This is a genomic window from Streptomyces sp. NBC_01217 (assembly GCF_035994185.1).
Lineage (GTDB): Bacteria > Actinomycetota > Actinomycetes > Streptomycetales > Streptomycetaceae > Streptomyces.
Genome location: NZ_CP108538.1, coordinates 7,142,444 through 7,166,599, shown reverse-complemented (window position 1 = coordinate 7,166,599; position 24,156 = coordinate 7,142,444). Strand labels below are relative to the sequence as shown.

Genomic DNA, 24,156 nt, shown 5'->3' with positions numbered 1-24,156 from the left:
CCAGCGGACAACCCCCACAGTGCAAGCCTGAGTCGCGGGCGCGTCTCCGTCAGCGCGAGATCAAGGGTACGGCGGCCAGAAAACCCTGGCTTGCGAGACCACCAGGGGCGGTCTGGGTGGAAGGCTGACCAGCGATGTCAGCGAGTCCTGGCGACTTGAAGCGGGCCGTACCCAGGCCAGGAGATACTGGTGTTTTCGTGATCCTCATATGGCGCAGTTGCGGTGCAAAGCGCTGGGAGTCACAGGCCAGCAATGACGGCATTGGTTAAGGGAGTCTGCCCAGGTGGCGACAACGACGGAGTATCCGCAGGGATCAGCGAGCAGTGCCCCGAACCCAGTGGCCCTACCGCCAGTCCCGGAGCCGGGGCAGGTCGTCAAGGTCCGGGGCTCCACCTGGGCGGTCTCCGACGTCCAGAGGCAGGGCCTGCCTCGTAGCCCCGCCGACGAGGGCGTTGCCGGCCTCTCCCATGTGGTCAGCCTGCAGTCGCTGGACGAGGACCGGCTCGGGCAGGAACTGATGGTGGTCTGGGAGCTCGAGGTCGGCCACACCGTCGCCCCGAACCAGGGCCTCCCTGAATCCGTGCGCGCGGAGGCATTCGACGACCCGAACACGCTCGCCGCGTTCGTGGACGCCGTGCGCTGGGGCGCGGTCACCTCTGCGGACGCGGACTCCTACCAGGCCCCCTTCCGTAGCGGTGCGAATGTCGAGGCGTACCAGCTGGAGCCGCTGCGCCGGGCCCTGCAGTCGTCGCGGACGAACCTCCTGCTCGCGGACGACGTCGGACTGGGCAAGACCATCGAGGCCGGCCTCGTCGTGCAGGAGCTGTTGCTGAGGCACCGTGCTCGTTCCGTGGTCATCGTGTGCCCGCCGAGCCTCTCGTTGAAGTGGCAGGACGAGATGCGGGAGAAGTTCGGCCTCGACTTCGTCATCGTCAATAGTGACTTGATGGCGAAGGTGCGGCGGAGCCATGGGCTGAATGCCAACCCCTTCCGGCTCTTCCCCCGCGTGATCGTGAGCATGGCGTGGCTGCCGTCGCTGAGGGCTCAGCGTCTCCTGCGCGACGTGCTGGCCGATGTGCGCAGCTCCGGGACGGCTAGGCGGTACGCGTTCGATGCGCTGGTGGTCGACGAGGCTCACCATGTGGCGCCAGCCAGCCCGACGACGGCGCCGGGGCAGCGCGGCTACGCGGTGGACAGCAAGCGGACGACCGCGACGAAAAGGCTTGCAGAGGCATGCGAGCACCGGCTGTTCTTGAGCGCTACACCGCACAACGGCTACTCGGAGTCCTTCACCGCCCTCCTGGAGATGATCGACGGCCGCCGGTTCACCCGCGGCGCGAGCATCGATGAGAAGGCACTCAAGGAGGTGATGGTGCGGTGGCTGAAGACCGATCTGCCCGACAAGGGGTTCAAGGCACGGACGCTGGGGACCCTCCCGTTTACGCCGTCTGAGGAGGAGCAGCAGCAGTTCGAGCGACTGGAGCGGCTTCTGACGGAGAGCGCCCGCGCGAACGGCAAGGGATCGGGCGGCGACATCGTCGCGATGCTGCTGAAAAAGCGATTCCTGTCCAGCCCATGGTCATTCGCCCGCACCCTTGAGCTGTACGAGGAGGCCGGCGACGGTGACCGGCAGCTGCGAGTAGACGACGAGTATGAGTACTACACGGAGGTCCTCGGCAGCGCCCAGTCGGACGAGGAGGAAGGCGCGGTCGGGCACCCTGAGTTCACCGCACTGCGCCACTCAAAGGGCTCGGACCCCCTGGTCGCGGCCACCAGCAGCGAGATCGCCTCGCTCGTCGAGTGGGGGCGCGGCTATGAGCACAAGCCGGACTCCCGGCTGGAGGAACTGCTGTCCTTCCTGAGTGCCGTCTGCCGCCCCGATGGCCGCCACTGGACCAACGAACGGGTCGTGGTGTTCACCGAGTACGCGGCCACTCTCGACTGGATCGCCGGCATCCTGCGCCAGCGCGGCTATAACGACGTGCTCGAGGTTATCCAGGGCTCGACTCCCACCGAGGAGCGGGAGAAGATCCGCGCCCGGTTCACTGAGAGCCCCGACAAACACCCGGTCCGTGTCCTGCTCGCCACCGACTCCGCGGGCGAGGGTATCGACCTGCAGACCCACTGCCATCGCCTGGTGAACTTCGACATCCCCTTCAACCCGTCTCGCCTGGAACAGCGCATCGGTCGGATCGACCGGTACGGGCAGACGCAGAATCCGGAGATCTTCCACTTCGTGCCCGTCTCCGGCTCCACGACGTACGACGCGGACATGAAGTTCATGGGAATCATCGCGACGAAGGTCGGACAGGCCATCGAGGACCTGGGCAAGGTCAACCAGGTCATCGACGCGGAGGTGCAGGAGCACTTCGCCCCCACCCGTACGACACGCAAGGCCCGGCTGACCGCGCCGGACGACGCCAACGAGGTGATCACCCGGGTGCTGGCCGGCGGTATCGACCTGAACCGCAAGCTGACCCAGCTGTCGGACACCTACGGCGAGTCCAAGGCCGCCATGCACCTCACGCCCGCCAACGCGCGCCGGGTCGTGGACACCGCGCTCACTCTGACCGCCCAGCCCCCGCTCGTCGAGATCGGCGACGACCGCACCGAGGCGCAGGTCTTCGAGATCCCGAACCTCGGCCGGACCTGGCAGCCAGCGTTGCGCGGCCTGGACACCCGCCTTGAACCGGGGGTGCTGCGCCCCATCACCTTCGACGACCAGGCCGCCCAGCAGCGCACCGACCTCGTCCACATCCACCTCGGACACGCCCTCATGCAGCGGGCCACCCGCACCCTGCGCTCCGCGCTGTTCAGCACGGACTCCCCGGTCCACCGAGTCGCCGCCGTCATCGCCCCCGAGCTTCCCCAATCCTGTGTCGCCGCCGTCTCCCGGCTCGTCCTGGTCGGCCGCGGCGGGCTACGCCTCCACGAGGAGGTCTTTCTCACCGGTGTCCGCCTGCGCGGCCAGGCACTCGCGGAGTCCAAGGTCGAACAGGTCCTCGACGAAACGCTCGACTCCGAGAAGCTGCTCCTCGCAGACGAGAACGTACGGGCCCACCTCGCCGAGCAGTGGAACGACGACGGCGCACGGTTGCGCAGCCGCCTGCTGACTGCGATGGAACGCAAGAGCGCCAGCCGCCAGGAGAAGGTCACTGAAGCTCTCACGCAGCGTCGGGACTCCGACATCGCGCGCGCCCACGAGATCTTCGGCGCGTTCCGGATCAACCTGCGCGAGTCCCGTGACCGTCTGGAGCAGGCCATCCGCGCCGAGGAGGAGCTGCTGTTCACCGACGACCAGCAAAAGCAGCGCCGCCGCGACCTGCACCACATGAACGAACGCCTGGAGAGCCTGGGCGACGAGGAAGAGCGCGAGATCGCGTCGATCCGGGAGCGCTACAGCGACATCAGGCCCTACGTGTCGGCCGCCGCGGTCGTGTTCGCTCTCACCCCCGAAGACGCGAAGAACGGAATGGTTAAGGCATGAGCCGCAAGTACGCCCCGACCGCCGCCGACCTGCATCGTGCCTGGCTCGAACTCGTCGACAGCGATGGTCCGTTCCTCGCCGTCCCCGCCCTGGAGCGCCTCTGGCCCCAGGGCATTCCCCAGCCCGATGCCCGAGCACTCGACGCCATCAAGGACGCCAAGCCCGCCTTCGAGAAGGCGTGGGAGAACTGGGACGAGTACCCCGACGACGAGGCCGCCCTCGATCTTTACCGCGAGGCCCGCGATACCTGGGTCGAACTCGTCCTGCGCCGGGGCTTGCGCTGGGGTGCCTCCTATACCGTGCCGGCCCCGGCCGCCGCCGAGATTCACTCGCCCGACTACACCGTCTCCGTAGGCGCCACTGGCGCTCTCATCCACGGCGATACCACCGGCGCGCTCGTCCTCATCACCGACCCCGCGGAGTCCCTTCGCGATCCGCTCACCGACGGCTGGTCGGCCAGTCCCATCGACCGTATGGAAGAGCTGCTGCGCGCCTCCGGCGTGCCCATCGGCGTCGTCACTGACGGCCGGTGGTGGGTCCTCGTCAGTGCCCGCCCGCAGACCATGGTCGCCTCGGGCATCGTCGACGCCCAGACTTGGATCGAAGAGCCCCAGACCCGCAACGCCTTCATCGAACTCCTCCAGCGACGCCGCCTGATCGGTGGCAAGCCACAGGACCGGCTCACCGAACTGTTCGGCGAGTCTGTGACCGCTGCCGAGAAGATCACCGAAGCACTCGGCACCCAGGTCCGCCGCGCCGTCGAACTCATCGTCCAGGCCCTGTCCGAAGGTGCCTTGGAGTCGCGGCGACGCGGCGAGGCCGACCCGCTGCCCGCGCGGCGCAGCGAGGTCTACGAGGCCGCCGTAACCGTCATGATGCGCGTCGTCTTTCTCCTCTTCGCCGAAGAGCGCGGGCTGCTGCCCCAGAGCCGGCTCTTCGCGATGGGCTACGGCATCAGTGACGAACTCGACCTCCTTGACTCGCGGGAGAAGGAGGAAGGCGAACAAGCCCTCGACGCCACCTTCCTGACATGGCACCGGCTCCTTGCCACCTCCCAGGCCCTGTACCGGGGCGCGTCCTTCGAAGACCTCCGCCTGCCCGAGTACGGCGGCTCCCTGTTCGACCCCGCCCGCTTCGGCTTTCTCACCGCCTGTGACTCCCAGGACACTCTGGCCATCACGGTCAGCGACCGCGTCATGCTCGAAGTCCTCCGCGCTGTCCAGATCGCCCAACTTCCCGGCGGGGCCCGCCGGATCTCATTCCGCGACATCGACGTCGAGCAGATCGGCTACATCTACGAGGGTCTCCTCGGCTACTCCTGCGAGCCCGCCGAAGAGATCGTTGTCGGCCTGACCGGTAGCGCGGGCTCCGAACCTGAGGTCCCCCTCGCCACGCTCGAAGAACTCAGCCAGGCCAAGCGCACCGAAGCCGCGCTGGCCGATGCGATCCTCGCCTGGGTCAAGGTGAACCAGCCGGCGGCTAAGCCGTCCAGCAAGGCCGCCCTCACCAAGGCGCTGAAGGCGGGCGAGACCCTTGACGACATCGAGATCGCCCTACGCGACGTCACCGATGACCCTGAACTACGCGAGCGGCTACGCCCGTTCATCGGCATCATCCGCCGTGACCTGCGAGGCCGTCCCCTCGTCGTCATGCCCGGCGGTGTCCTGTTGGTGGAGACCCCCTCGCGGGCCTCGGCGGGCGCGCACTACACGCCGCGCTCGCTGGCCGAGGAAGTCGTCCGGTACGCGCTCGAGCCTCTCGTCTACGCACCCGGGCCGCATCAGACCGCCAACCAGGATGCATGGCGGCCACTCGACTCCGACCAGATCCTCGAACTGCGCATCGCCGACATCGCCTGCGGCTCGGGCGCCTTCCTCGTGGCCGCAGCCCGCTACCTAGCCGACCGCCTCGTCGAGGCATGGCAGCGCGAGGGGGTGGCGTACGGAAGGACACCGCACGACCTGCTCGTCCACGCCATAAGGACCGTCGTCGCGACCTGCCTGTACGGCGCCGACATCAACGGCATGGCCGTGGAGATGTGCAAGCTGTCGCTGTGGCTGGTGTCGTTGGACCCGAAGCTCCCGTTCTCCTTCGTCGACGACAAGGTGCTGCACGGCAACGCCCTTCTCGGTCTGACCGACGCCGACCAGCTACGCCGCCTCCACATCGACCCGGCCGCGGCTGGCAATCAGCTCAGCGTCTTCGCCCTAGACGTAGACGACATTCTGGACCAGGCCACCCGCCTGCGTCGCCAGCTCGCCAGCGAGGTCGACGACAACGACCCGCAGCGGTCGGCCGCCACCAAGCGTCGCCAGTGGCGCCGCTACCAGGAACTGACCGAGCAACTCGCTGACGTCGCCGATGGTGTGATCGCGGCAGGGCTGCAGTGGGGCGGCAAGCCTGGGAAGCAGCTCAAGGCAGCGTACGAGAACCTGCGCATCGCCGTGGAGACCGCGTACCCCGCCGGAGGCGAGGAGACGGACCGTGATCGGACCATGCTCGACGGCATCCAGGAGGTCGGACTTACTCCGACGGTGACGACGGACTACGCGCGGTGGAAGCCGCTGCACTGGATTCTGGCGGTGCCGGATGTAATGGAACGAGGCGGGTTCGACGCCGTGATCGGGAACCCGCCGTTCCTAGGCGGGACCAAGATTTCCGGAGCGCTGGGCGGGAACGTTCGGGATTGGTTCAGCTACGTACTGGCAGGTGGACGAGGTGGTGGCCGCGCAGATATCGTGGCCTATTTCTTCCTTCGCGCTACTGAACTCCTGACCCTAAAGGGCAACCTCGGCCTCATTGCGACCAATACCATTGCCCAGGGTGATACCCGAGAGACGGGCCTAGACCTCATCGCTAGTAACGGGTTCACTATTACCCGGGCGACGCAGAGTCGCCCCTGGCCTGCGGTAAGTGCCAACTTGGAATACGCCGCAGTGTGGGGGAGCCTGGGCGAGATCTCAATCGAGGCGTCGCGAATGGCAGATGATGTCCCAGTCAGGCGAATCTCGACCCTTCTGGAGGCGAGCGGCCGAGTCGAGGGGCATCCAGTCAAACTGATCGAGAATCGAGGCGTTACATTTGAAGGATGCAAACCATATGGCGGCGGTTTCGTAATCACGCAGGAGGAGGCTGCAGAGTGGCTGAAGGCGGACGCCAAGAACGCCGAGGTCTTGTTCCCCTACCTTAATGGCGAAGACTTGAATTCGCGCCCGAATTCTTCACCTTCCCGTTGGATCATTGATTTCAACGACCGCACAGAATCTGCCGCCCAGGAGTACCCACTACCGTTTAATCGGATCCTAGAAGAAGTCAAAGGAGAACGGGCGCAGAAATCGAAGGCAGTCAGGGACGCCCCATGGTGGCTGTTCTTTAGGGCGCGCCCTGCAATGAGGGCAGCGATTTCAGAGTTGAGCGAATTTCTCGTTCTAACAAGGCACTCCGTGACCGTGATGCCGTGCAGGGTAAAAAAAGGGCCCATCCCTAGCGAGGCTACCGTCGTCTTTGCCACGGAGTCCTACTCCGATCAGGCGGTGCTGTCCTCAAGTTTGCATCAGCTGTGGGCAATCACGCACGGGTCGACCATGCGCGCCGATATTCGCTACACCCCATCGGACGTATTCGAAACGTTCCCGCGCCCAGCACATAGCGATAGACTGTCCGAAATCGGGAGCCTTCTCAATGTGGAGCGGCAAAATATCATGCTCCGTCGCGGTCTGGGGCTGACCAAACTTTACCATTTGGTAAACGACTCAAACATTGATGGCTCTTTGGACGCCGACGTCGCTCGCCTCCGCGAGATCCACGTCGAGCTCGACCAAGCCGTCATGGTCGCCTACGGCTGGGACGGCCTCCCCTTGGACCACAACTTCCACACCTATCGGCAGGTGCAACGCTGGACGGTGAGTCCGGCCGCCCGGGTGGAGATCCTCGACCGCCTCCTCGAAGAGAACCATCGCCGTGCCGCCTCGCAGGGAGTTGTCAGTCCCACCGGCAACAATGAAGCCACCGAGGAAGAGGAGGGCGACGAGTGACCACCCCCCAGCGCAACAGCGCCCAGTCCGTCACCGGCGCCCTCCAGGCCCCGCCCTATCGTCTCGCCCTTGACCCCGACGACCGTTCCTGGACGGCCCGCGAGAACCTGGTCGACATCTTGGAGCGTGAGCTCCTCGGCCCGGCCAACGGCCCGGAAGAGGTCCTCGAAGGTGTCCCCGACTCGGCCTACCTGATCGGTCGGATCGCGCCCGTGCGGCTGACCGCCGGCCGAGCTGATCCTGGCGAGGCGGGCTCGGACGAGGCCGCGAGCGACGTAGGCGATGCCGTGGACGCCGCCGAGAGCCGGGGTGTGCCGCTGACCGCGGTCGATGACAGCAGTGCCAGTTCGGATGAGGACGAGGTCGAGGACCAGCCGCAGAAACGCGGATTGATGATCCCGGCGTCAATGGGGCTTCGGTGCCAGATCCCCGACGACCTGGACGAGTTCACGGTCACCGCCTCGTGGGGCACGTACGAGCCGGTGAAGGAGAAGCGTGGTGAAGGCGTAGACGCCAGCGAGGGCGAGGCGCCCGCTCCTGCCTTCCGCCGTTTCCAGCGCACCCCCCACGCCATCGCCAAGACAATCAAGGTCGCTGACCTGGGGCCGTCCCGTACGACGGAGATCACACTCAAGGACAAAATCGTGCTCCGGGTGGATCGCTACGACGACACCGAGCGTGGCTGCCGATTGATAGAGGTGGCGCTCTGCAACGACCGGGAGACCCCGCGCAAGATCCCGGTTGAAGCATGGCTGTACCAGACGAAGCTGTCGGTGTCGGCAGGCGGGGCAGAGGTGTTCCTGCCGGTCAACGACGTACTTCTCGATACGCGTGAGGAGCAGGACGACGAGCTGCGTCGGCTGCGGCTGCAGTACCGCAATCGTCTGGAGTTCGCTCACGGTCGAACCTGCTCGGTGGACTGGAAGACCGTCGAGGGGGCACGCAGGGCGAGCGAGGTCTGGACGACATGGCTGCCGGTGAGCGAGACGCCGCAGACGGCCGCAGAGGAGATCAGCGCGGCCCTATTGGACATGCGCAAGCTCCAGGGAGCATCAACCGGCGAGCTACGCACAGGACTTGAACCGATCGTCGCGGGTTACACGGCCTGGTTGGACAACGAGCAGCAGAGGGCCGAGGCTCTTCCGGATCATTTGCGGTCCGAGGGACTGGAAGCGGTTGGGGACGCACGCCGAGTACAGCGCCAGCTCGCCGACGGACTGGAGTTTCTTCTCGGGGACGAGGAAGCGTTGCGCTGCTTCCGGTTCATGAACCGGGTGATGGCCGATCAGCGTGTGCAGTCGCAAGTCGCGGAGCGGCGAGCGAGCGCACCCGAGGAGGGCATTGACGAGGCCCGCGAAGCGATCCTTGCCGACAATAAGGAACGGGCGCATTCGTGGCGTACCTTCCAGCTGGCCTTCGTGCTAATGCAGTTGCCGATGCTGTCCGATCCGGCGGCGGAGAAACGGTCGGGAGAGCTGGCCAAGGCGCAGCTGCTGTTCTTCCCGACTGGTGGTGGCAAGACGGAGGCGTATCTCGGTCTTGCCGCGTACACCTTCGCGATCAGGCGCCGTCAGGGCGTCGTCGATGCCTTTGACGGCCCCCTGGACGGACGCTCCGGGGTGGCCGTGCTCATGCGGTACACGCTGCGCCTGCTCACTGCTCAGCAGTTCCAGCGTGCCACCACGCTGGTGTGCGCGGCCGAGCTGGCGCGGCGCGATGACGTGGCGACGTGGGGGGACGAGCCGTTCCGTATCGGGCTGTGGGTGGGGACGGATGTGAGTCCGAAGCGGTACGACGAGGCTGCCGATCAGCTGCAGAAGGCCCATGGGGGCCGTGGCTACCGGCTGACGGTGCTGCAGATCCAGCGCTGCCCGTGGTGCGGGACCCGGGTCGAGGCGCGGGATGTACGCACGGAGCCCGCGCTGCGCAGGGTGTATGTGTACTGCGGTGACGAGCTGGCCGAGTGCCCGTTCGCCGACGGCGGTGAGGTCCCCGACGGGCTGCCGGTGCTCACGGTGGACGAGGAGATTTACCGGCTCGCGCCGGCGTTCGTCATCGCTACGGTGGACAAGTTCGCCCGCCTGGCCCGGGAGGGCGAGGCCGCCTCGCTCTTCGGACACGTTTCGCGGCGTTGCGAGCGGCACGGCTTCGTCCACCCCGACTATCAGCAGTGCGCCATCAAGGACGGCAGCAAACACCCCAAGAAGGACGGCCACCCGGCCGCCCCCGTACATCCGGCTGCGCGGCTGCGGCCCCCGGATCTCGTCATCCAGGACGAACTCCACCTGATTACGGGAGCCCTCGGCACCACGGTCGGTCTGTTCGAGGTGGCCATCGACGTGATGACCGACTGGCGGACGAAGGACGGGCGCCCGGTGCGCCCGCTCCTTGTCGCTTCCACCGCCACCGCTCGCAACGCGTCCGACCAGGTGCGTGCCCTGTATGGGCGGGACGTCACCATCTTCCCGCCGCAGGTCCTGGACGCCGGGAACACGTTCTTCTCCAAGGAGATCCCGGTCTCCGAGAAGAATCCCGGGCGCCGGTACGTCGGGGTCAGCACGACAGGTGTGCGTTTGACCACGGCGGAGATCCGGGTTGCCGAGGTCCTCATGGCCGGCGGGCAACTGCTGATTGACCGCTCGGGCAGCGTGGCAGATCCGTATATGAGCCTGGTCGGCTATTTCAGCGCCACCCGTGAACTGGCGGGCATGGCGCGCTATATGAGTGACGATATCCAGACTGCGCTCGCCAAGGGGCGCCCCTGGTCGAAGCTGCCTCGCCGCACCGGCACCGACTTCGGTTCGCTGCACGTTGCCGAGCTGACGTCACGGGTGGCCAGCGCCGACATCACCGCGACGCTTGACCAGATGGCTATGTCGTTTGATCCCGGCTTCGATTCCACGGCGGGCAAGCGCAACCGGCGCGCCTTGCGGGAGGCGAAGAAGCCGGATCTCACACGCGAGGTGAACCCGTACGACGTAGTGCTGGCCACCTCCATGCTGCAGGTGGGCGTCGACGTGACCCGGCTCGGTCTGATGCTCGTGGTCGGCCAGCCGAAGAACACCGCCGAGTACATCCAGGCGTCTTCCCGCGTCGGCCGGGACGGCGACCGGCCAGGGCTGATTCTCGCACTGGGGAACTGGGCTCGGCCCAGGGACCTCGCCCATTTCGAGCAGTTCCGTCACTATCACGAGACGTTCTATGCTCAGGTCGAGGCGCTGTCGGTTACCCCGTTCTCGGTGACCTCCTTGGAACGCGGCCTGGACGGTGTCTTGGTCAGCGCGGCCAGGGTCCTGCAGGCTGCCAGGGCTGGCCACGGTCAGGGGCTGTCCCCAGAGGACGGCGCGGCGCGTATCGAGGCCGAGCAGCACTTCGCTGGTGAGCTCATCGAAGCCCTCGTGCGTCGGATCGCAAGGGCGGGCGATGAGGACGCGGCCGACCGCGCCCGCCTACGCCTGGAGAACCGGCTCGACCAGTGGGGCAAGCGGCGCAAACACCTCATTGAGCTGCGTAAGTCCCTGGTCTACGAAAAGGTTCTGGACGACAGTCGGCACGACGCGCTGATGATGAGCGCGGAGAACGCCAAGGCTGGCATCGATACCCGGGACGCGCCTCCGTTCATCGTGGCGAACTCAATGCGTGAGGTTCAGCCGGAGATCAACTTGCTGGTGAGCCCGATCAAGGAACGTCTGGTGTACCGGGCGCCTGACTATGCCCCTAAGTGGCAGATGCCGGAGGAAAACTCGTGAGTGACGAGACGCGATTCCTCCACGAGGTCGCTCACGCCGTCGACCCGCTGGGCGACCTGGAGCAGGAGGCGGAGAAGGCCACCAAGCACAACCGCGCCAAAGTCGGTTCGGCCCGCCCCTCCTCCCTGCTCTACACCTACGGTCCCGGCGCGATCATGGACCTGCCGCAGTTCACGATCATGCCCACCGGGCTGGACGAGTGGGACCGCATCTGGCAGCGGCGCGACTCCGCGCCTCCGCAGATCCACGCGCCGCGCCTGCGTGACGTGGTCCGGATGATGCTGCGCTCCCCCGACGTGCAGCTGCGGCCCTATCCCTGGCAGCCGAAGAAGTACAGCCGGTCCGCCGAGGGCAACGACCTCGGCGTCCCCTCGCGGGTCTTCCCGCAGTGGCTGCGGTGCACGGGCTGCGACATGCTCGGGCTTCTCGCGCAGTTCGACTACCGCAATACGCATCCCTTCCGCACGGACCTGGCCGTCTTCGAACACGCCAAGTGCACCGGACGCGCGGGAGCCGGCCCACGCAAACCGATGCGGCGCACCGCCATCCCAGCCCGCTACCTGCTGGCCTGTGTGGACGGGCACCTGGATGAGTTCCCGTACGACCTGTGGGTGCACCGCGGACAGCCGTGTAGCAAGGCGGAACTGCCCGCAATGAAGATGGTCGACCGGACCGCCGGCAAGGGCGCCTCGGCTGTCATCCACTGCGCATCCTGCGGTTTGCGGCGCCCGATGAACGAGGCTCAGGGAGAGGCCGGCAAGGCGAAGCTTCCGCAGTGCCGCGGACGCCACCCCCACCTGGATGCCTTCGAGCCCAAGGGCTGCCGCAACGAATCCCGCCTCATGCTCGTCGGCGCATCCAACCTGTGGTTCCCGGCCACCCAGTCGATCGTCGTCATGCCGGAGTCCCAGGAGGAGAAGGCCAGCGACCTGGCCGACCGAGTCCGCACCGCGCTCGGCGACAAACTCGCCAAGTACCGCGTCAGCCTCGACCTGATCAGGGACCTGCTCGGCATGGACGGCGGCGTCGACGTCACCGGGCTGTCCGACCACGAGCTGGAACAAGTCCTGCAGGCTGCTTCCGCGCCCACAGACACTCCAGAGGAGCAGGAGGAGAAGCTCCGCGACTGGGACCCGGTCGACCTCCTCGTCCCCGAATGGCGCTACCTGTTGCGCGACATCGTCGGCACCCGTGTCGAGGACCCCAAGAGCGGACTTACCCTCGCCAACCGCGAGCGAGGCGGCACTCTGCAGCCAGAAATCACCCGCGTCCTCGCGGTCGAGCGCCTCCGTAAGGTGAACGCCCTGGTCGGCTTCACCCGCATCGACGACATGGACCGAGTCGGCGACCTCCCGCGCCGGCTGGCCCCGCTGACCCGCACGTCGCGACCGGCCTGGACCGTAGCGACCGAGGACCGGGGTGAGGGGATCTTCATCCAGCTCGATGAGAACGCGGTCGCTACCTGGGAGAAGCGCGTCCTGGACACCGGCGTGTGGACGTCCCATCGCGACGCGCACCGCAGGAACTTCGAGCGTCGCTTCTCCGACACCGCAGGCAAGGTCGACCCCGACACCCGCCTGAAGCCCCCGCGCTACTGGCTCGTTCATACCTTCGCCCACATCCTGATCCGCGAACTCGCCCTCACCTGTGGATACTCGGCCGCCAGCCTCAGCGAACGCCTCTACGCCTGGCCCGCCGCAGACGGCCGCGACCCATCAGCTGGCCTTCTCATCTGCACCACCGCCTCCGACAGCGACGGCACCCTCGGCGGCCTCGTGCAGCTCAGCGAGCCCTCTCGCCTCCAGCGAGTCGTCGACAGCGCGCTAAGCAAAGCCACGCGCTGCTCCTCCGACCCCATCTGCTCCAAGCGCACTCCGCAGGACCCCGAGGACTTCCTCCACGGCGCCGCCTGCCATTGCTGTGTAATGGCATCAGAGACCTCCTGCGAGCGCGCCAACCGTTTCCTCGATCGCCGCTTCCTCCTCGACCTGCCCGGCAGCGACCTCGGGTTCTTCCGAGTCCATGAGTGAGACAGACGCGCCACGACGACTCGGCCAGCTCCTCTCCGGAACCGAGGCCAAAGGCATCGCGGACCGGCTGGCCGACGGCGACACCCTCAGCACCGCGCTCAAAGTCGTGGCGGCCGGCCAGCGGGCAGAAGTCCGGCGTCTGCTGCAGGCCGTAGTCGTCTACGACGCGGCATCGCACCAACAGATCCAAGTCCTACGTGCAATCGAGGGGGCCCGGGCACTGCCAACCACACTGTCACCGCTGTGGACCATGCCCGGGCACCTCGCCCAGACCGGGCCGCTCACCACCTCGGTGAGCCGCCTCGTCGACAGCGCGCGCCACGCCATCACGTGCTCGACCTTCAACTTCCAACGGAGCTCGACGCTTTGGAAGTCACTACGGGAAGCTGCACGGCGCGACGACATCACTGTCCGCGTCTACATGGACACCCGGGCCGCCGACGACAGCGGACAACATTGGTCCCCGACGACCGCAGAAGTCGCCGCGCACCTGGCGCCGGCCGAGGTCTGGCGAACCAAGAAATTCGACGGCATACACGTCCGCAACCACGCCAAGTTCCTTGCCATCGATCACCACCTTCTCCTGGTGACTAGCGCGAACTTCTCCTGGAGCGCGGAGAACAACAACGTCGAGTTCGGCGTCCTCATCGACAACCCAAATCTCACCGAAGCCGTCGAACGCGAGCTGAGGGAGGCGGAAAACTCTCTGTATGAGCAGCTGTGACGTGGGCTGCCCGCAGTCAAGTTGCGCCGGCGCGGCGTCGACCTCGAAGGCCCGGCTCGTGGCGCGCAGATCGGCACCCAGCACGTCGGAGCCGTCATGGAACCCCTGCCCTCGCCGCTACCGGTATCAATGGCACTCGCCGACGCCGCCGACCTGCTCAGCCTGTCCGGCCACGGCGCACTTCCGGTCATCGACACCACCGGCCAATTCGTCGGCACCGTCACCGCCCAATCCGTGGCCGAGGCTCTCGCGGAAGAGCCAGAAGCAGCACCAACGCGGGTCGGGCAACTCGCCGAGCCACCCCCACCCGTCATGACGGACCAGACCCTCGCGCAGGCTCTGCACGCCCTGCTCTCGACAGGGGGAACCGGGGTGCCGGTCCTGGATCCCGAGCACGGAAAGCCGGTCGGCTGGCTCAGCCACCAAAACGCACTACGGGCCGTGCACCCCGTCGCATAAGGCGGCGCCCCGACACGCGCGCCTCCTCGGGTACCCGGTCGACGGCCTCGGCGCCGCGCGGACTGTGCACCCACCCGCCGTCGACGGATTGCGCCCCGTCCAACCGGGCGCCGGCGGGAGGCCGCCGACCGCCCGGATGCACGACCATCCATCAGACCGGCGCCTGTGACACGCTCACAAAGCCCTACCTGCCCCGCGAAGCCTGGCGTGCCGACAGGCCCACCCTTCGGGGGGACGACGGAAGGTTGCGGGCACGCCCCAGCGCTCCAGGCAGGACCTGCAGGTCGTGCGAGACGGCGCCGAAGCTATCGACCAGCATGGCGAGTTGGCCCTGGCCATGACTGCCATGAACCCGTTCCGCATCGCCCACCCGGCTACGGCGTGACGCACAACACATAGCAGGATGCAAATTTTACCCAGCGCAATGATGAATCCACCCGACGCGTCCGTACCCCCTGGCGTGCAGAACCGCTCACGCCTGGAGGCAGCATGCCCAACTCGCGCAACTGGATAGGAACCACCCTTGTGGTCGGTGCGCTGATCCTGACCCTCGCTGCGCTCGCCTATCCCGCCATGGTCGGCGTGCAGAACGCGACCACGTCCACCTCGCGCATCATCGCCAACACCCAGTACGGCCCGCTGACCGAGGCCGACCGGGACTTCGTGGTCAAGGTCCGCTCGGCCGGACTGTGGGAGTACCCCCTCGGTGAAATTGCGATGCAACGGGGCACGACAGCGGCCATGAAAGAGGCCGGCGCGCACCTGGTCGTCGGGCATGCCGGCCTCGACGAGCTGTGCCGAAGGATCGCCCCCGAGCTGAACATCACCCTCCCCAACCAAGCGACCCCGCAGCAGCAGCAGTTCGTGGCGACCGCCGACTCGAAGAACGGCAAGGAATTCGACTCCACCGCGGTCAACATCATGCGCGTGACCCACGGGCAGATCTTCCCGGTCATCGCCAAGATCCGCGCGAGCACCGAGAACACCCTGGTGCGCCAGCTGGCCGACCTGGCCAACGACACCGTTCTGGATCACATCACCGTGCTGGAGAAGACCGGCCTGGTCAACTTCGACCAGGTCAACTTCCAGCAGACCACTCCGCCGAAACTTCCCAAGGCCCAACTCACCCCGCCGCCACCGCAGCCCGGAACACCGGTCCTCGCCCTCAGAGCGCGTCCGGACCTGAACGTGCATACGCCGTCCCCGACACCCACGACGGGCTGATCACCGGTGGTCGGATGAATAGTGATCTGACACATCCGCATCGGTGAAGGGGCGTGACGGAGCGGAGAGCGCATGGGTGAGGCGGTGCGAGCGTACGACCGCGATCACGCATCCGGCGACGAGCGCGGCGGCCAGAGCGGCGAGGTCACGAAGTGGCCCCGTCGCCGCCGTCCCCGCGTCCAGTCCGCGCGGCGATACCCGCCCCTGCGGGTCGTACAAGACGGCGAGCGCGTCACCCGGCCGGGTGGTCCGGCCACAGCCCCGCCAGATGCGGACCTTGAGCGGTACGCCGGCCTGGTCGGCCACCGAGCACAGGTAGCGGCTGCGGCCCGCGGCAGCTTGCCGACCGCTGTCAACGGATGTGACTACCACGGACTGCACGCGCCCCCGGTCGGCCAGCACGACGCCCGCCGCAGCCTGCGGAGCATGGAGTGCCAGACACACGCCGAGCACCGCGACAATGCCGATCAGTGCCCGCCCAGCCCGCACGAAGGCGAGATAGAGCGCCAGGGCGCCGGCACCCACCAGGCCCGCCTCGCCATTAGCCAGCGCGGACGCACCGGTCCAGACCCCGAGGGCTCCTGTGCCAACGATGGTCAGGACACCGAGCGTCCCGGCAAAGATCCCCTCCCTGACCAACCCCCAGGGCGGCAGGCCGACGAATTCGGCAGGCCCCCACACCGTGGTTCGCAAGTGGGTCGAAAGATGGGGTTCCGCCGCGCGCGGGAAGTGACGCAGTCGGCGCACGCGTCCCACCCCCTAGCGTCGTTTCTCGTCCGTCAGCGGCCTCGCATCTTGCCGTTCGGGGCGGGAATCCACCCTGCCCCAGGCCGGACACGGTTGCGTGGCCGATGTTGCCGGACCCCGGCAGTGAAGCCTCCCGCTCACCCTTCCTTTGCATTATGCAAAATAATGCGGTGACAGAGAAGAACCGGGGTGGCGACACCGGTGTGTCACGTGGGCGCCAGGAGTCCTGTGCCGCCGCGCCATCGACCTCGAAGGCCCGGCCCCCGGGACACGGATAGGCCCACAGCGCGTCGGCGCAGTCATGGAATCGCTGCCTTCAGCTTTGCACGCTTTCACGACGCTGACGGACGCCGCCGACCTGCTGAGCCTGTCGGGCCGCAGCGCGCTCCCCGTCCTCGACGAGGCCGGAGACTATGCCGGCGTCGTCGCCCAGGCGGTGGTGAAGGCGCTGCGGAACAGCCGGAAGGCGCACCGGCGGTTGTCGGGCAGCTCGCCGAGCCGCCGGCCCCCGTCACGGCCGACCAGCCCCTCGCCCAGGCTCTGCACTCCCGGCTCTCGGCAGTGGGAACCGGCGTACCCGTGCTGGAGTCGGCACACGGCAACCCGGTCGGGTGACTCAGCCGCCAGAGCGCGCTGCGCGCGGTACACACTGCCACCTGACCACTTCTTGAGGCATTTCCATCGGCTTTGCACTGTGCAAAACTGGAGCGCAGAACCTCGATGGACAGACCACCCCAAGGAGGTCAGTCGTGGACGCAGAGCACGCCCGTTGCGTCTACTACTCGTTCCTCTGTCTCGACTGCGGGCACGGCTGGAACGGCACGTACGACATCGACATAACGGTAGACGAGCACGACCGGATCGCCCCCGTCTACCACCTAGACGGTAGGCAGTCTGCCCACTGCCCCGCCTGCGAGAACCACGAGGTCCGTATCATTCGGCGGGGGCCCGTTCCGTCGGCGCGTCCGCATGAAACATGACGAGGGCGGAGCCGCACGTCAGCCCCCGGTCCGAAACCAGCGCATAGTGACCCACGCTGCATGGCGGTATGCAAACTTTACCTACTGCAAAGGTTATCCCGGCTGGTGTGCACGTACCTCCAGGCGCCCATGTCGTCCGTACCGAGAGGTACCGTGCCCATCTCGCGCAGCACGATCGGAACCGTGAGCCCCGCAAGGAGCCCTTCCCCGACCAGCCACCGGGGCGGCAGCCTGACGAACTCCGCGGGCCTCCACACCGTGGACCGCAGATGCGCCATGAGGTGAGACTCGGCGTGGGACGAAGGCCGGCGCCATCGGCGCATGCGCGCACATCCCTGCGTCGTTCTCAGCCCGTCGGCGACCGCCCGTGCTGCCGCCGCGGCAGACCGGCCGCCCTGCCTTCGACCGGACACATTCGCGTGGCCACCGTTGCCGGAACTCGGCGGCGAAGGGCCACGTCCACCATTCCCTTGCTTTATGCAAAAACTTCCGGGCGTGGAGAAGAGCCGACCTACCGGAAACCGGACTCTCAGCCGCAGGCGGTCACGCGTCGTGCGCCATCGCGCCGTCCACGATCCAGCCGAGCGGGTGCGGCTCCGGGTCGTCCGCAGCAGGGGCCAAGGGCTCTCCGCCCGCCTCGTTGAAGGCGTTGAGGGCCTCGACGAGCGCCAGCCGCTGCGTCGGACGGAGCCGCGCGACGACGGCGGCGATCTCGGAGCGGCGCCGGGCGGTGACGTCCTCGACGGTGCGCCGGCCCTCCGCCGTGAGCTGCAGCAGCGTTTCGCGGCGGTTGCCGGGGTTGGTCTGCCGGTCGGCGAGTCCTGCGGCGATGAGCCGGTCGACCATGCGCATGGCGGTCGAGGGTGCCACCTGGAGCAGATCGGCGAGCGCGACCAGTTTGGTGGCGCCCCGGGTGGAGAGCACGACCAGCATCCGGAACTGCGGCAGGGTCACTCGCTCCTCGACCTCGGCGAGGGAGCGGGCGGAGACCGCCACCAGCAGCCGTGACGCGGTCAGCACCGCCCTCGTCACAGCATCGACATCATCCATGGCCCCAGCAGGGGTCTCGCGCTCCGGCATACGTCCTTTCTACCGTGCCGAACTCGCTGCCCACTCACTCGATGGGAACAGATTTTCCTTCCCCATGCCCGTGATACCGGAGCAGCAGCATCGCGGCATCGTCGTGCAGCGGCCCGGCCGTGTGCCGCATCAGATCCGCGCGCAGGGCCTCCAAAGCGCCGTGGGCGTCGGGGTCTTTGAGTAGGTGCGCCCGCTCGCCAAGGGGGTAGAACGAGCCGCCCTCGTCACGGGCCTCGGTGACGCCGTCCGTGTACAGGAGCAGCTGCTCGCCAGGGGCGAAGGCCACCCGGTGGGGCTTGGGTCCCTCGATCCCGTGCGCGCCCAGGCCCAGTGGAAGCGCGTAAGAAGGCGGCTGCGGGAAGTCCAAGGTCCCGTCCCGGCGTACGACCATCGGTGCCGGATGGCCGTAGTTGAGGAAGACGACCTCGCGGTCCGAGGCGATCTCGGCAAGCACGGCGGTGACGAACTTCTCACCCTCCAGCTCCCGCGCCACGCTGCGCTCCAGTCGCTCGCCGAGTCCGACCAGGTCGGGCTCGTCATGCGCCGCCTCCCGGAACGCGCCCAGCACCACGGCCGCCGTCTCCACCGCGGTCAGCCCCTTGCCCTGCACGTCCCCGACGATCACCCGCACACCGTGTGGCGAGGCGACCACCTCGTACAGGTCACCGCCGATGCGTGCCTCCGCCACGGCGGAGGTGTAGGACACAGCCGCCTGCAGCGGCCCCGCCGTCCGTGGCACCGGCCGAAGCAACACCCGCTGAGCCACTTCGGCGATCGACCTCACATTGGCCAGCTCCACCTCCCGGCGGCCGCGCATCACCGCTGCCGCGATGCCGACACCGGTGACGCCCGCCACCGACGCCATCGCGGTGAACCCCCGGCGCTCCTCGAACAACCCGTCGTACAGCCCGAGTCCGACGCAGAGCACCAGAGCCACCACGCCGATCAGCGCCGTACGCCGCCAACCGCCGAGCAACCCGGCGAACGCCGGCCCGAGGGACACCAAGGGCAGAAAACCCACTCCCGGGCCGGCGAGCACATCGGCAGCGGCCACCACGACCATCGCCGCCACCGGCATCCAGAACAGCACAGCGGAACTGGACGTCGGCCTCTTCACGGTCATGACGTTCTCCATCGGTGTCGCATCGATCGAGAGCCGCCTTTGCGGCGGACGCCCCCGCCTTTAGACTATGCAAAGGTTTCCCTGACGAAGCGCCTCTCGGCCCGACCCTTTACCCAATCGAGGCCAGGAGCAGACATTTCAGTCCCCCGGGAAGGGCGAAAATGCCTCAAACCGACCCCAAGCCGTCCCTACTCCCGGCCGGATGGCGACGCCGGGCCGCACGGCTGCCGATCCACCTCTTCCGTATGGGGCTGGGACCGGTGTTCGGCAAGCGACTACTCCTGCTGCACCACACCGGCCGGGCCACCGGGCTCGACCGCCGCGTGGTTCTCGAAGTCGTGGCGCACGATCCTGCCGGCGGCAGCTGGACCGTGGCCTCCGGCTTCGGGCCACGATCGGACTGGTACCTGAATCTGCGCGCAGAGCCGAAGACGGTCATCCAGTTCGGCAACCGGCACCACGCCGTCACCGCCTACTTCCTCACGCCGGACGACGGAGCCGAGATCATGGCACGCTACGGCCGGCGGCACCCCCGGACCGCCCGCCGACTGTGCGCCTTCTTCGACCTTGCCGCCGACGGCAGCGAGGCCGCATTCCGAGACGCAGGCAGCGCCATCCCGTTCGTACAACTGGACGACGCCGGACCCCGGTCGTTCTGAACACTGCAACACCACGGGTCCGGCGCGACTCCTGGAATGAAATCCTTCGCCCCTGGGGCCATCACCATCCGTCTCTCACTCCCGTGAGGGACGCCAGCACTCCCGTGAGGGACGCCGGTCGTCCGTTCAGTGCCCGCAGGGCGGCCCACAGGCGCTGCCCCGTTCGGCGGAGGTCCGCTGGCCGTCGGTGGTGCTGACGACCACGCTCGACCTGGTGGGGCCATGCCTACGTGAGCTGGTCTGCCGCTCGCTGTCGATGTGCGACAGATCCGGTCGTGTCCTGGTTCGAAGGGCAAAAGTCTCTTGGCACTACCGTCGCCGACGACATAAGCGTCCGCTCAGGACATCTCGGAGGTTGAGGATGACCGGTGACCAGCGGTTGATCGTTGTCGGCGTGGACGGTTCCGAGGTAAGCAAGGAGGCATTGCGGTGGGCAGCGCGGCATGCCGAGACCACTGGGGCCGTCCTGCGGGTGGTCACCGCGTGGCGATTGCCACCAACCTACGGATACCTGCCCGACTACTCGGACGTGGACTTCGCGGCGGGTGCTCGCGAGACGCTCGACTCCGCGATCAACGCAGTACTGGGCCCGACTCCGCAGCTCTCCGTCGACGCCAGGGTCGAGGAGGGCCATCCTGCCCCGGTGCTACTCGCGGCAGCGCGTGAGGCGGACCTACTCGTCGTCGGCAGTCGCGGGCACGGCGCGTTCGCCGAGATGCTCCTGGGCTCCACCGCTCAGCACTGCGTCCACCACGCGCCCTGCCCCGTCCTGGTCGTACGCCCGCAGACAACGTGACGCGCGGCCGGAAGCCCTCCGTTTCGAGAGCACCGACCTCCGTGTGAAGCCCTGGACTTCGCTACTGGCAGCATTGAGCGCCAGGAAGGTCACGGCCCAGGCGGTGAGCACGACCGAGGTCCAGGTCACCGACAGGACCTCCGTTGCAGAAGGAACATCATGCCGACCAGGCTTTCCAACTCACCGCACGTCGTCAACGGGAAACACCGAACCTGCCGCGGGGTAGGGACTCAAGCCTTCGCACCGCCCATAGGCGTGGGGTGATGTCAGTCCCGTGCCGCCGCAGCGGCCGGGGTGGCTTGCTCCACGCGGGCCCGCAAAGTGGCTTCGAAGTCCTCGGCCCGGGCGAGCTGCACGCGCAGTTTCTGGACCTGTTCGGCCGCGGCCTGCTGGTAGGTGTGCACGCGCTCCAGGAGCGCCTCGCGTTCAGCGGCCTCGAGACCGGTGCCAGCGTCGAGGCGGTCGGTGGCGTCCAGGAGGTCGCGCATCTGGTCCAGGGTGAAGCCGAGGGGCTTCATGCGGCGAATGACCATGAGGCGGGCGACGTCGGTCTCGGTGTAGAGGCGGAATCCGCCCTGGGAGCGGGCAGAGGGGATGACCAGGCCGGTCTCCTCGTAGTGGCGGATGGTGCGCAGGGACAGCTCCGTCCGCGCGGCAACTTCGCCGATCTGCATGTGCTTGTCGTCCACGCCCTTAGTCCTGGCCTTTCCCGTCGTGGCGGGGCGCGTCCCGTACGGCCTCGCCAACCTCTACTCTAACGTTAGGGTAGAGTTGGTGTCGGTGAGGGCGGCCCGGTTGCCCCGTCCACTACCGTTCGGGGGCCGATGGCACCCTCGGCGAAGATCCCATTCTTGCAGGAGAGAGCGTGCGCGAGCCGATGACGCCGACCGCCACCGCCTGCCCGCCGTGACCCTCCGCCCCCGGATGTGAGCCGCACGGCCGCGCGCCCGCGCCAGGCCCGGCTCCATGTTCCCCTTCGACTTCCGGCCCGTTTGGGCCGTCCGCGGGGTGCCGGTCCGGCCCCTGCGTGTCCTCCCCGCACACCCCGGCCCGCCAGTGGGGTGTGCCTGAGACCGACAGGTACGCATCTCCTTGTCTTCTTCCGCAGTGACTCCTGCCACGCGGCTGCGTGGCCTGCGCCCCGACTGGCTGAACAACCCGAAGGTCTGGCGCACCGAGGTCCTGGCCGGCCTGGTCGTCGCCCTCGCACTGATCCCGGAGGCGATCTCGTTTTCGATCATCGCCGGTGTCGACCCGGCGATCGGTCTGTTCGCCTCGTTCACCATGGCCGTCACGATTTCCATCGTCGGCGGGCGCCGCGCGATGATCTCGGCGGCCACCGGCGCGGTCGCCCTAGTGATCGCGCCTATGAACCGTGACCACGGTCTCGGCTACCTGATCGCCACCGTCATCCTGGCCGGTGTCTTCCAGGTGGTCCTGGGTGCGGTCGGCGTGGCCAAGCTCATGCGGTTCGTGCCTCGCTCGGTGATGACCGGGTTCGTCAACGCCCTCGCCATCATGATCTTCATGGCGCAGGTGCCCGAGATGCACGACGTGCCCTGGGCGGTCTACCCCCTGATCATCGGCGGCTTGGCGCTGATGGTGTTCTTCCCGAAGGTCACCAAGGTGATCCCTGCGCCGCTGGTCTCCATCGTCATCCTCACCGTCATCACCATCGCCGCTGGGATCGCGGTGCCCACGGTCGGCGACAAGGGTGAACTGCCGTCCTCACTGCCGGTGCCGGGCCTGCCGGACGTGCCGTTCACCCTGGACACCCTGACCACCATCGCCCCCTACGCCCTCGCGATGGCGCTGGTCGGCCTGATGGAGTCCCTGATGACGGCCAAGCTGGTCGACGACATCACCGACACCCACTCCTCCAAGACCCGCGAGTCCATCGGCCAGGGCATCGCCAACATCGTCACCGGCTTCTTCGGCGGCATGGGCGGCTGCGCCATGATCGGCCAGACGATGATCAACGTGAGGGTGTCCGGCGCCCGCACCCGCCTCTCCACCTTCCTTGCCGGCACGTTCCTGATGGTGCTGTGCGTCGTCTTCGGCCCGGTCGTCTCCGACATCCCCATGGCCGCCCTGGTCGCCGTCATGGTCATGGTCGCCTTCGGCACCTTCGACTGGCACTCCATCGCTCCGAAGACGCTTCGGCGGATGCCCGCCGGCGAGATCACTGTCATGGTCATCACCGTGATCGTCGTGGTCGCCACCTCCAACCTTGCCATCGGCGTCGTCGTCGGCTCCCTCACCGCCATGGTCATCTTCGCCAAGCGCGTCGCCCACCTCGCCCACGTCACCGCCGTCACCGACCCCGACGGCACCAGCGTGGTGTACTCCGTGACCGGCGAACTGTTCTTCGCCTCCTCCAACGACCTCGTCGGCCAGTTCAACTACGCCACCGATCCGGACAAGGTCGTCATCGACCTCACCGCCGCCCACATCTGGGACGCCTCCTCCGTCGCCGCCCTCGACGCCATCGAGACCAAGTACACCCAGCGCGGCAAAACCGTAGAAATCATCGGCCTGAACGACCCCAGCGCCGACCTCCACGGCAAGCTCAGCGGCGAGCTCACCGGCAGCCACTGACCCGTCCCGGCCCGCACAGCACAGCAGGACCCCGGCATACCGCCGGGGTCCTTTGCTCTGGAGGATCCATCCCAACCGCCCATTCACGCGTGCTGGTTGAGTGCCTTGGTCAGCTGACGATTTACTTCTCGGGCGGCATCCAGTTCGGCTTCGCGCTTGACCAGGCGTCTGGCCCGGAAGGGCGCCGACCCAAGATGGCCGAGGAAGCCGGATGGGCCGACGGCTGACCGCCTCCTTACCCTTCCTCCGAGTCTCTGATGACGACTTGCGGTATCTGGATAACGGACGCTTGCGCCTGGCCAAGGGATCGCCGCGTGTCTGACCTCAGAGTCACCGCGCTGACAAGGGAGGTGGGCATCGAGCGTATCCACCGCCACCACACCGCGGGCGACGCCTCCCTGCCGACGCCTTGCTCAGTTGGCGCGACGAGTTCTGACACCGCCGGCTTCGAAGTCGTAGACGGTCT

14 protein-coding genes and 1 pseudogene are annotated in these 24,156 nt (G+C 67.4%); 10 read left to right on the top strand and 5 right to left on the bottom strand.

Features of this window, described 5'->3' with window-relative positions; all coding sequences use genetic code 11:
* Nucleotides 1-337: 337 nt before the first annotated feature.
* From drmD to OG507_RS31910, 7 genes and pseudogenes are all read left to right on the top strand, one after another.
* On the top strand, nucleotides 338-3,487 hold the full coding sequence (gene drmD / locus OG507_RS31940) for a DISARM system SNF2-like helicase DrmD (RefSeq protein WP_327370572.1): 3,150 nt from the start codon (nucleotides 338-340) through the stop codon (nucleotides 3,485-3,487).
* Entirely contained in the window at nucleotides 3,484-7,521 is a 4,038-nt protein-coding gene (locus tag OG507_RS31935; RefSeq protein WP_327370571.1) for an Eco57I restriction-modification methylase domain-containing protein, read from the top strand. The genes drmD and OG507_RS31935 overlap by 4 nt, the downstream gene beginning before the upstream one ends.
* Nucleotides 7,518-11,270 carry a DISARM system helicase DrmA gene (gene drmA / locus OG507_RS31930; RefSeq protein WP_327370570.1) on the top strand — a complete coding sequence of 1,251 codons (3,753 nt, stop codon included), beginning with the start codon at nucleotides 7,518-7,520 and terminating at the stop codon, nucleotides 11,268-11,270. Before OG507_RS31935 ends, drmA begins: the two co-directional genes overlap by 4 nt.
* Nucleotides 11,267-13,300 (top strand): DUF1998 domain-containing protein, encoded by a 2,034-nt coding sequence (locus OG507_RS31925; protein WP_327370569.1) that lies wholly within the window; start codon nucleotides 11,267-11,269, stop codon nucleotides 13,298-13,300. The genes drmA and OG507_RS31925 overlap by 4 nt, the downstream gene beginning before the upstream one ends.
* Nucleotides 13,293-14,024: a DISARM system phospholipase D-like protein DrmC gene (gene drmC / locus OG507_RS31920; protein WP_327370568.1), complete on the top strand. Its 732-nt coding sequence runs from the start codon at nucleotides 13,293-13,295 to the stop codon at nucleotides 14,022-14,024. The genes OG507_RS31925 and drmC overlap by 8 nt, the downstream gene beginning before the upstream one ends.
* Nucleotides 14,025-14,039: 15 nt before the next feature.
* Nucleotides 14,040-14,483, top strand: a pseudogene (locus OG507_RS31915) (CBS domain-containing protein); the annotation flags it as partial.
* 489 nt (nucleotides 14,484-14,972) lie between these two features.
* Nucleotides 14,973-15,707, top strand: a complete 735-nt coding sequence (locus OG507_RS31910) for a DUF4142 domain-containing protein (protein WP_327370567.1) — start codon at nucleotides 14,973-14,975, stop codon at nucleotides 15,705-15,707.
* On the opposite strand, the gene OG507_RS31905 is transcribed toward OG507_RS31910, so the two are convergent.
* The 4 genes from OG507_RS31905 to OG507_RS31890 form a co-directional block, all read right to left on the bottom strand.
* Nucleotides 15,708-16,454 carry a hypothetical protein gene (locus tag OG507_RS31905; protein ID WP_327370566.1) on the bottom strand — a complete coding sequence of 249 codons (747 nt, stop codon included), beginning with the start codon at nucleotides 16,452-16,454 and terminating at the stop codon, nucleotides 15,708-15,710.
* Between the two features lie 411 nt (nucleotides 16,455-16,865).
* Nucleotides 16,866-17,000: a hypothetical protein gene (locus tag OG507_RS31900; protein ID WP_327370565.1), complete on the bottom strand. Its 135-nt coding sequence runs from the start codon at nucleotides 16,998-17,000 to the stop codon at nucleotides 16,866-16,868.
* A gap of 977 nt (nucleotides 17,001-17,977) precedes the next feature.
* The gene (locus OG507_RS31895) at nucleotides 17,978-18,514 is read right to left on the bottom strand and encodes a MarR family winged helix-turn-helix transcriptional regulator (RefSeq protein ID WP_327370564.1); all 537 of its coding nucleotides are present in this window, start codon (nucleotides 18,512-18,514) and stop codon (nucleotides 17,978-17,980) included.
* Between the two features lie 34 nt (nucleotides 18,515-18,548).
* On the bottom strand, nucleotides 18,549-19,637 hold the full coding sequence (locus OG507_RS31890; protein ID WP_327370563.1) for a PP2C family protein-serine/threonine phosphatase: 1,089 nt from the start codon (nucleotides 19,635-19,637) through the stop codon (nucleotides 18,549-18,551).
* 161 nt (nucleotides 19,638-19,798) lie between these two features.
* Between OG507_RS31890 and OG507_RS31885 the strand changes: the two genes are divergently transcribed.
* The gene (locus OG507_RS31885) at nucleotides 19,799-20,296 is read left to right on the top strand and encodes a nitroreductase family deazaflavin-dependent oxidoreductase (RefSeq protein ID WP_327370562.1); all 498 of its coding nucleotides are present in this window, start codon (nucleotides 19,799-19,801) and stop codon (nucleotides 20,294-20,296) included.
* Between the two features lie 361 nt (nucleotides 20,297-20,657).
* Complete coding sequence (locus tag OG507_RS31880) at nucleotides 20,658-21,092, top strand: universal stress protein (protein WP_327370561.1); 435 nt, start codon at nucleotides 20,658-20,660, stop codon at nucleotides 21,090-21,092.
* Nucleotides 21,093-21,358: 266 nt separating this feature from the next.
* Here the strand turns inward: OG507_RS31880 and OG507_RS31875 are convergent, their stop codons facing one another.
* On the bottom strand, nucleotides 21,359-21,781 hold the full coding sequence (locus tag OG507_RS31875) for a MerR family transcriptional regulator (RefSeq protein ID WP_327370560.1): 423 nt from the start codon (nucleotides 21,779-21,781) through the stop codon (nucleotides 21,359-21,361).
* 403 nt (nucleotides 21,782-22,184) lie between these two features.
* Here OG507_RS31875 and OG507_RS31870 point away from each other — a divergent pair, with 403 nt between their 5' ends.
* Complete coding sequence (locus OG507_RS31870) at nucleotides 22,185-23,690, top strand: SulP family inorganic anion transporter (protein WP_327370559.1); 1,506 nt, start codon at nucleotides 22,185-22,187, stop codon at nucleotides 23,688-23,690.
* Nucleotides 23,691-24,156 lie beyond the last annotated feature (466 nt).

Bases quoted from the DNA above. Each gene is read 5' to 3' on its own strand.
- OG507_RS31880 (WP_327370561.1), top strand. From the start codon at position 20,658: ATGACCGGTGACCAGCGGTTGATCGTTGTCGGCGTGGACGGTTCCGAG.
- OG507_RS31935 (WP_327370571.1), top strand. From the start codon at position 3,484: ATGAGCCGCAAGTACGCCCCGACCGCCGCCGACCTGCATCGTGCCTGG.
- OG507_RS31885 (WP_327370562.1), top strand. From the start codon at position 19,799: ATGCCTCAAACCGACCCCAAGCCGTCCCTACTCCCGGCCGGATGGCGA.
- OG507_RS31895 (WP_327370564.1), bottom strand. From the start codon at position 18,514: ATGCCGGAGCGCGAGACCCCTGCTGGGGCCATGGATGATGTCGATGCT.
- OG507_RS31910 (WP_327370567.1), top strand. From the start codon at position 14,973: ATGCCCAACTCGCGCAACTGGATAGGAACCACCCTTGTGGTCGGTGCG.
- OG507_RS31890 (WP_327370563.1), bottom strand. From the start codon at position 19,637: ATGACCGTGAAGAGGCCGACGTCCAGTTCCGCTGTGCTGTTCTGGATG.
- drmC (WP_327370568.1), top strand. From the start codon at position 13,293: ATGAGTGAGACAGACGCGCCACGACGACTCGGCCAGCTCCTCTCCGGA.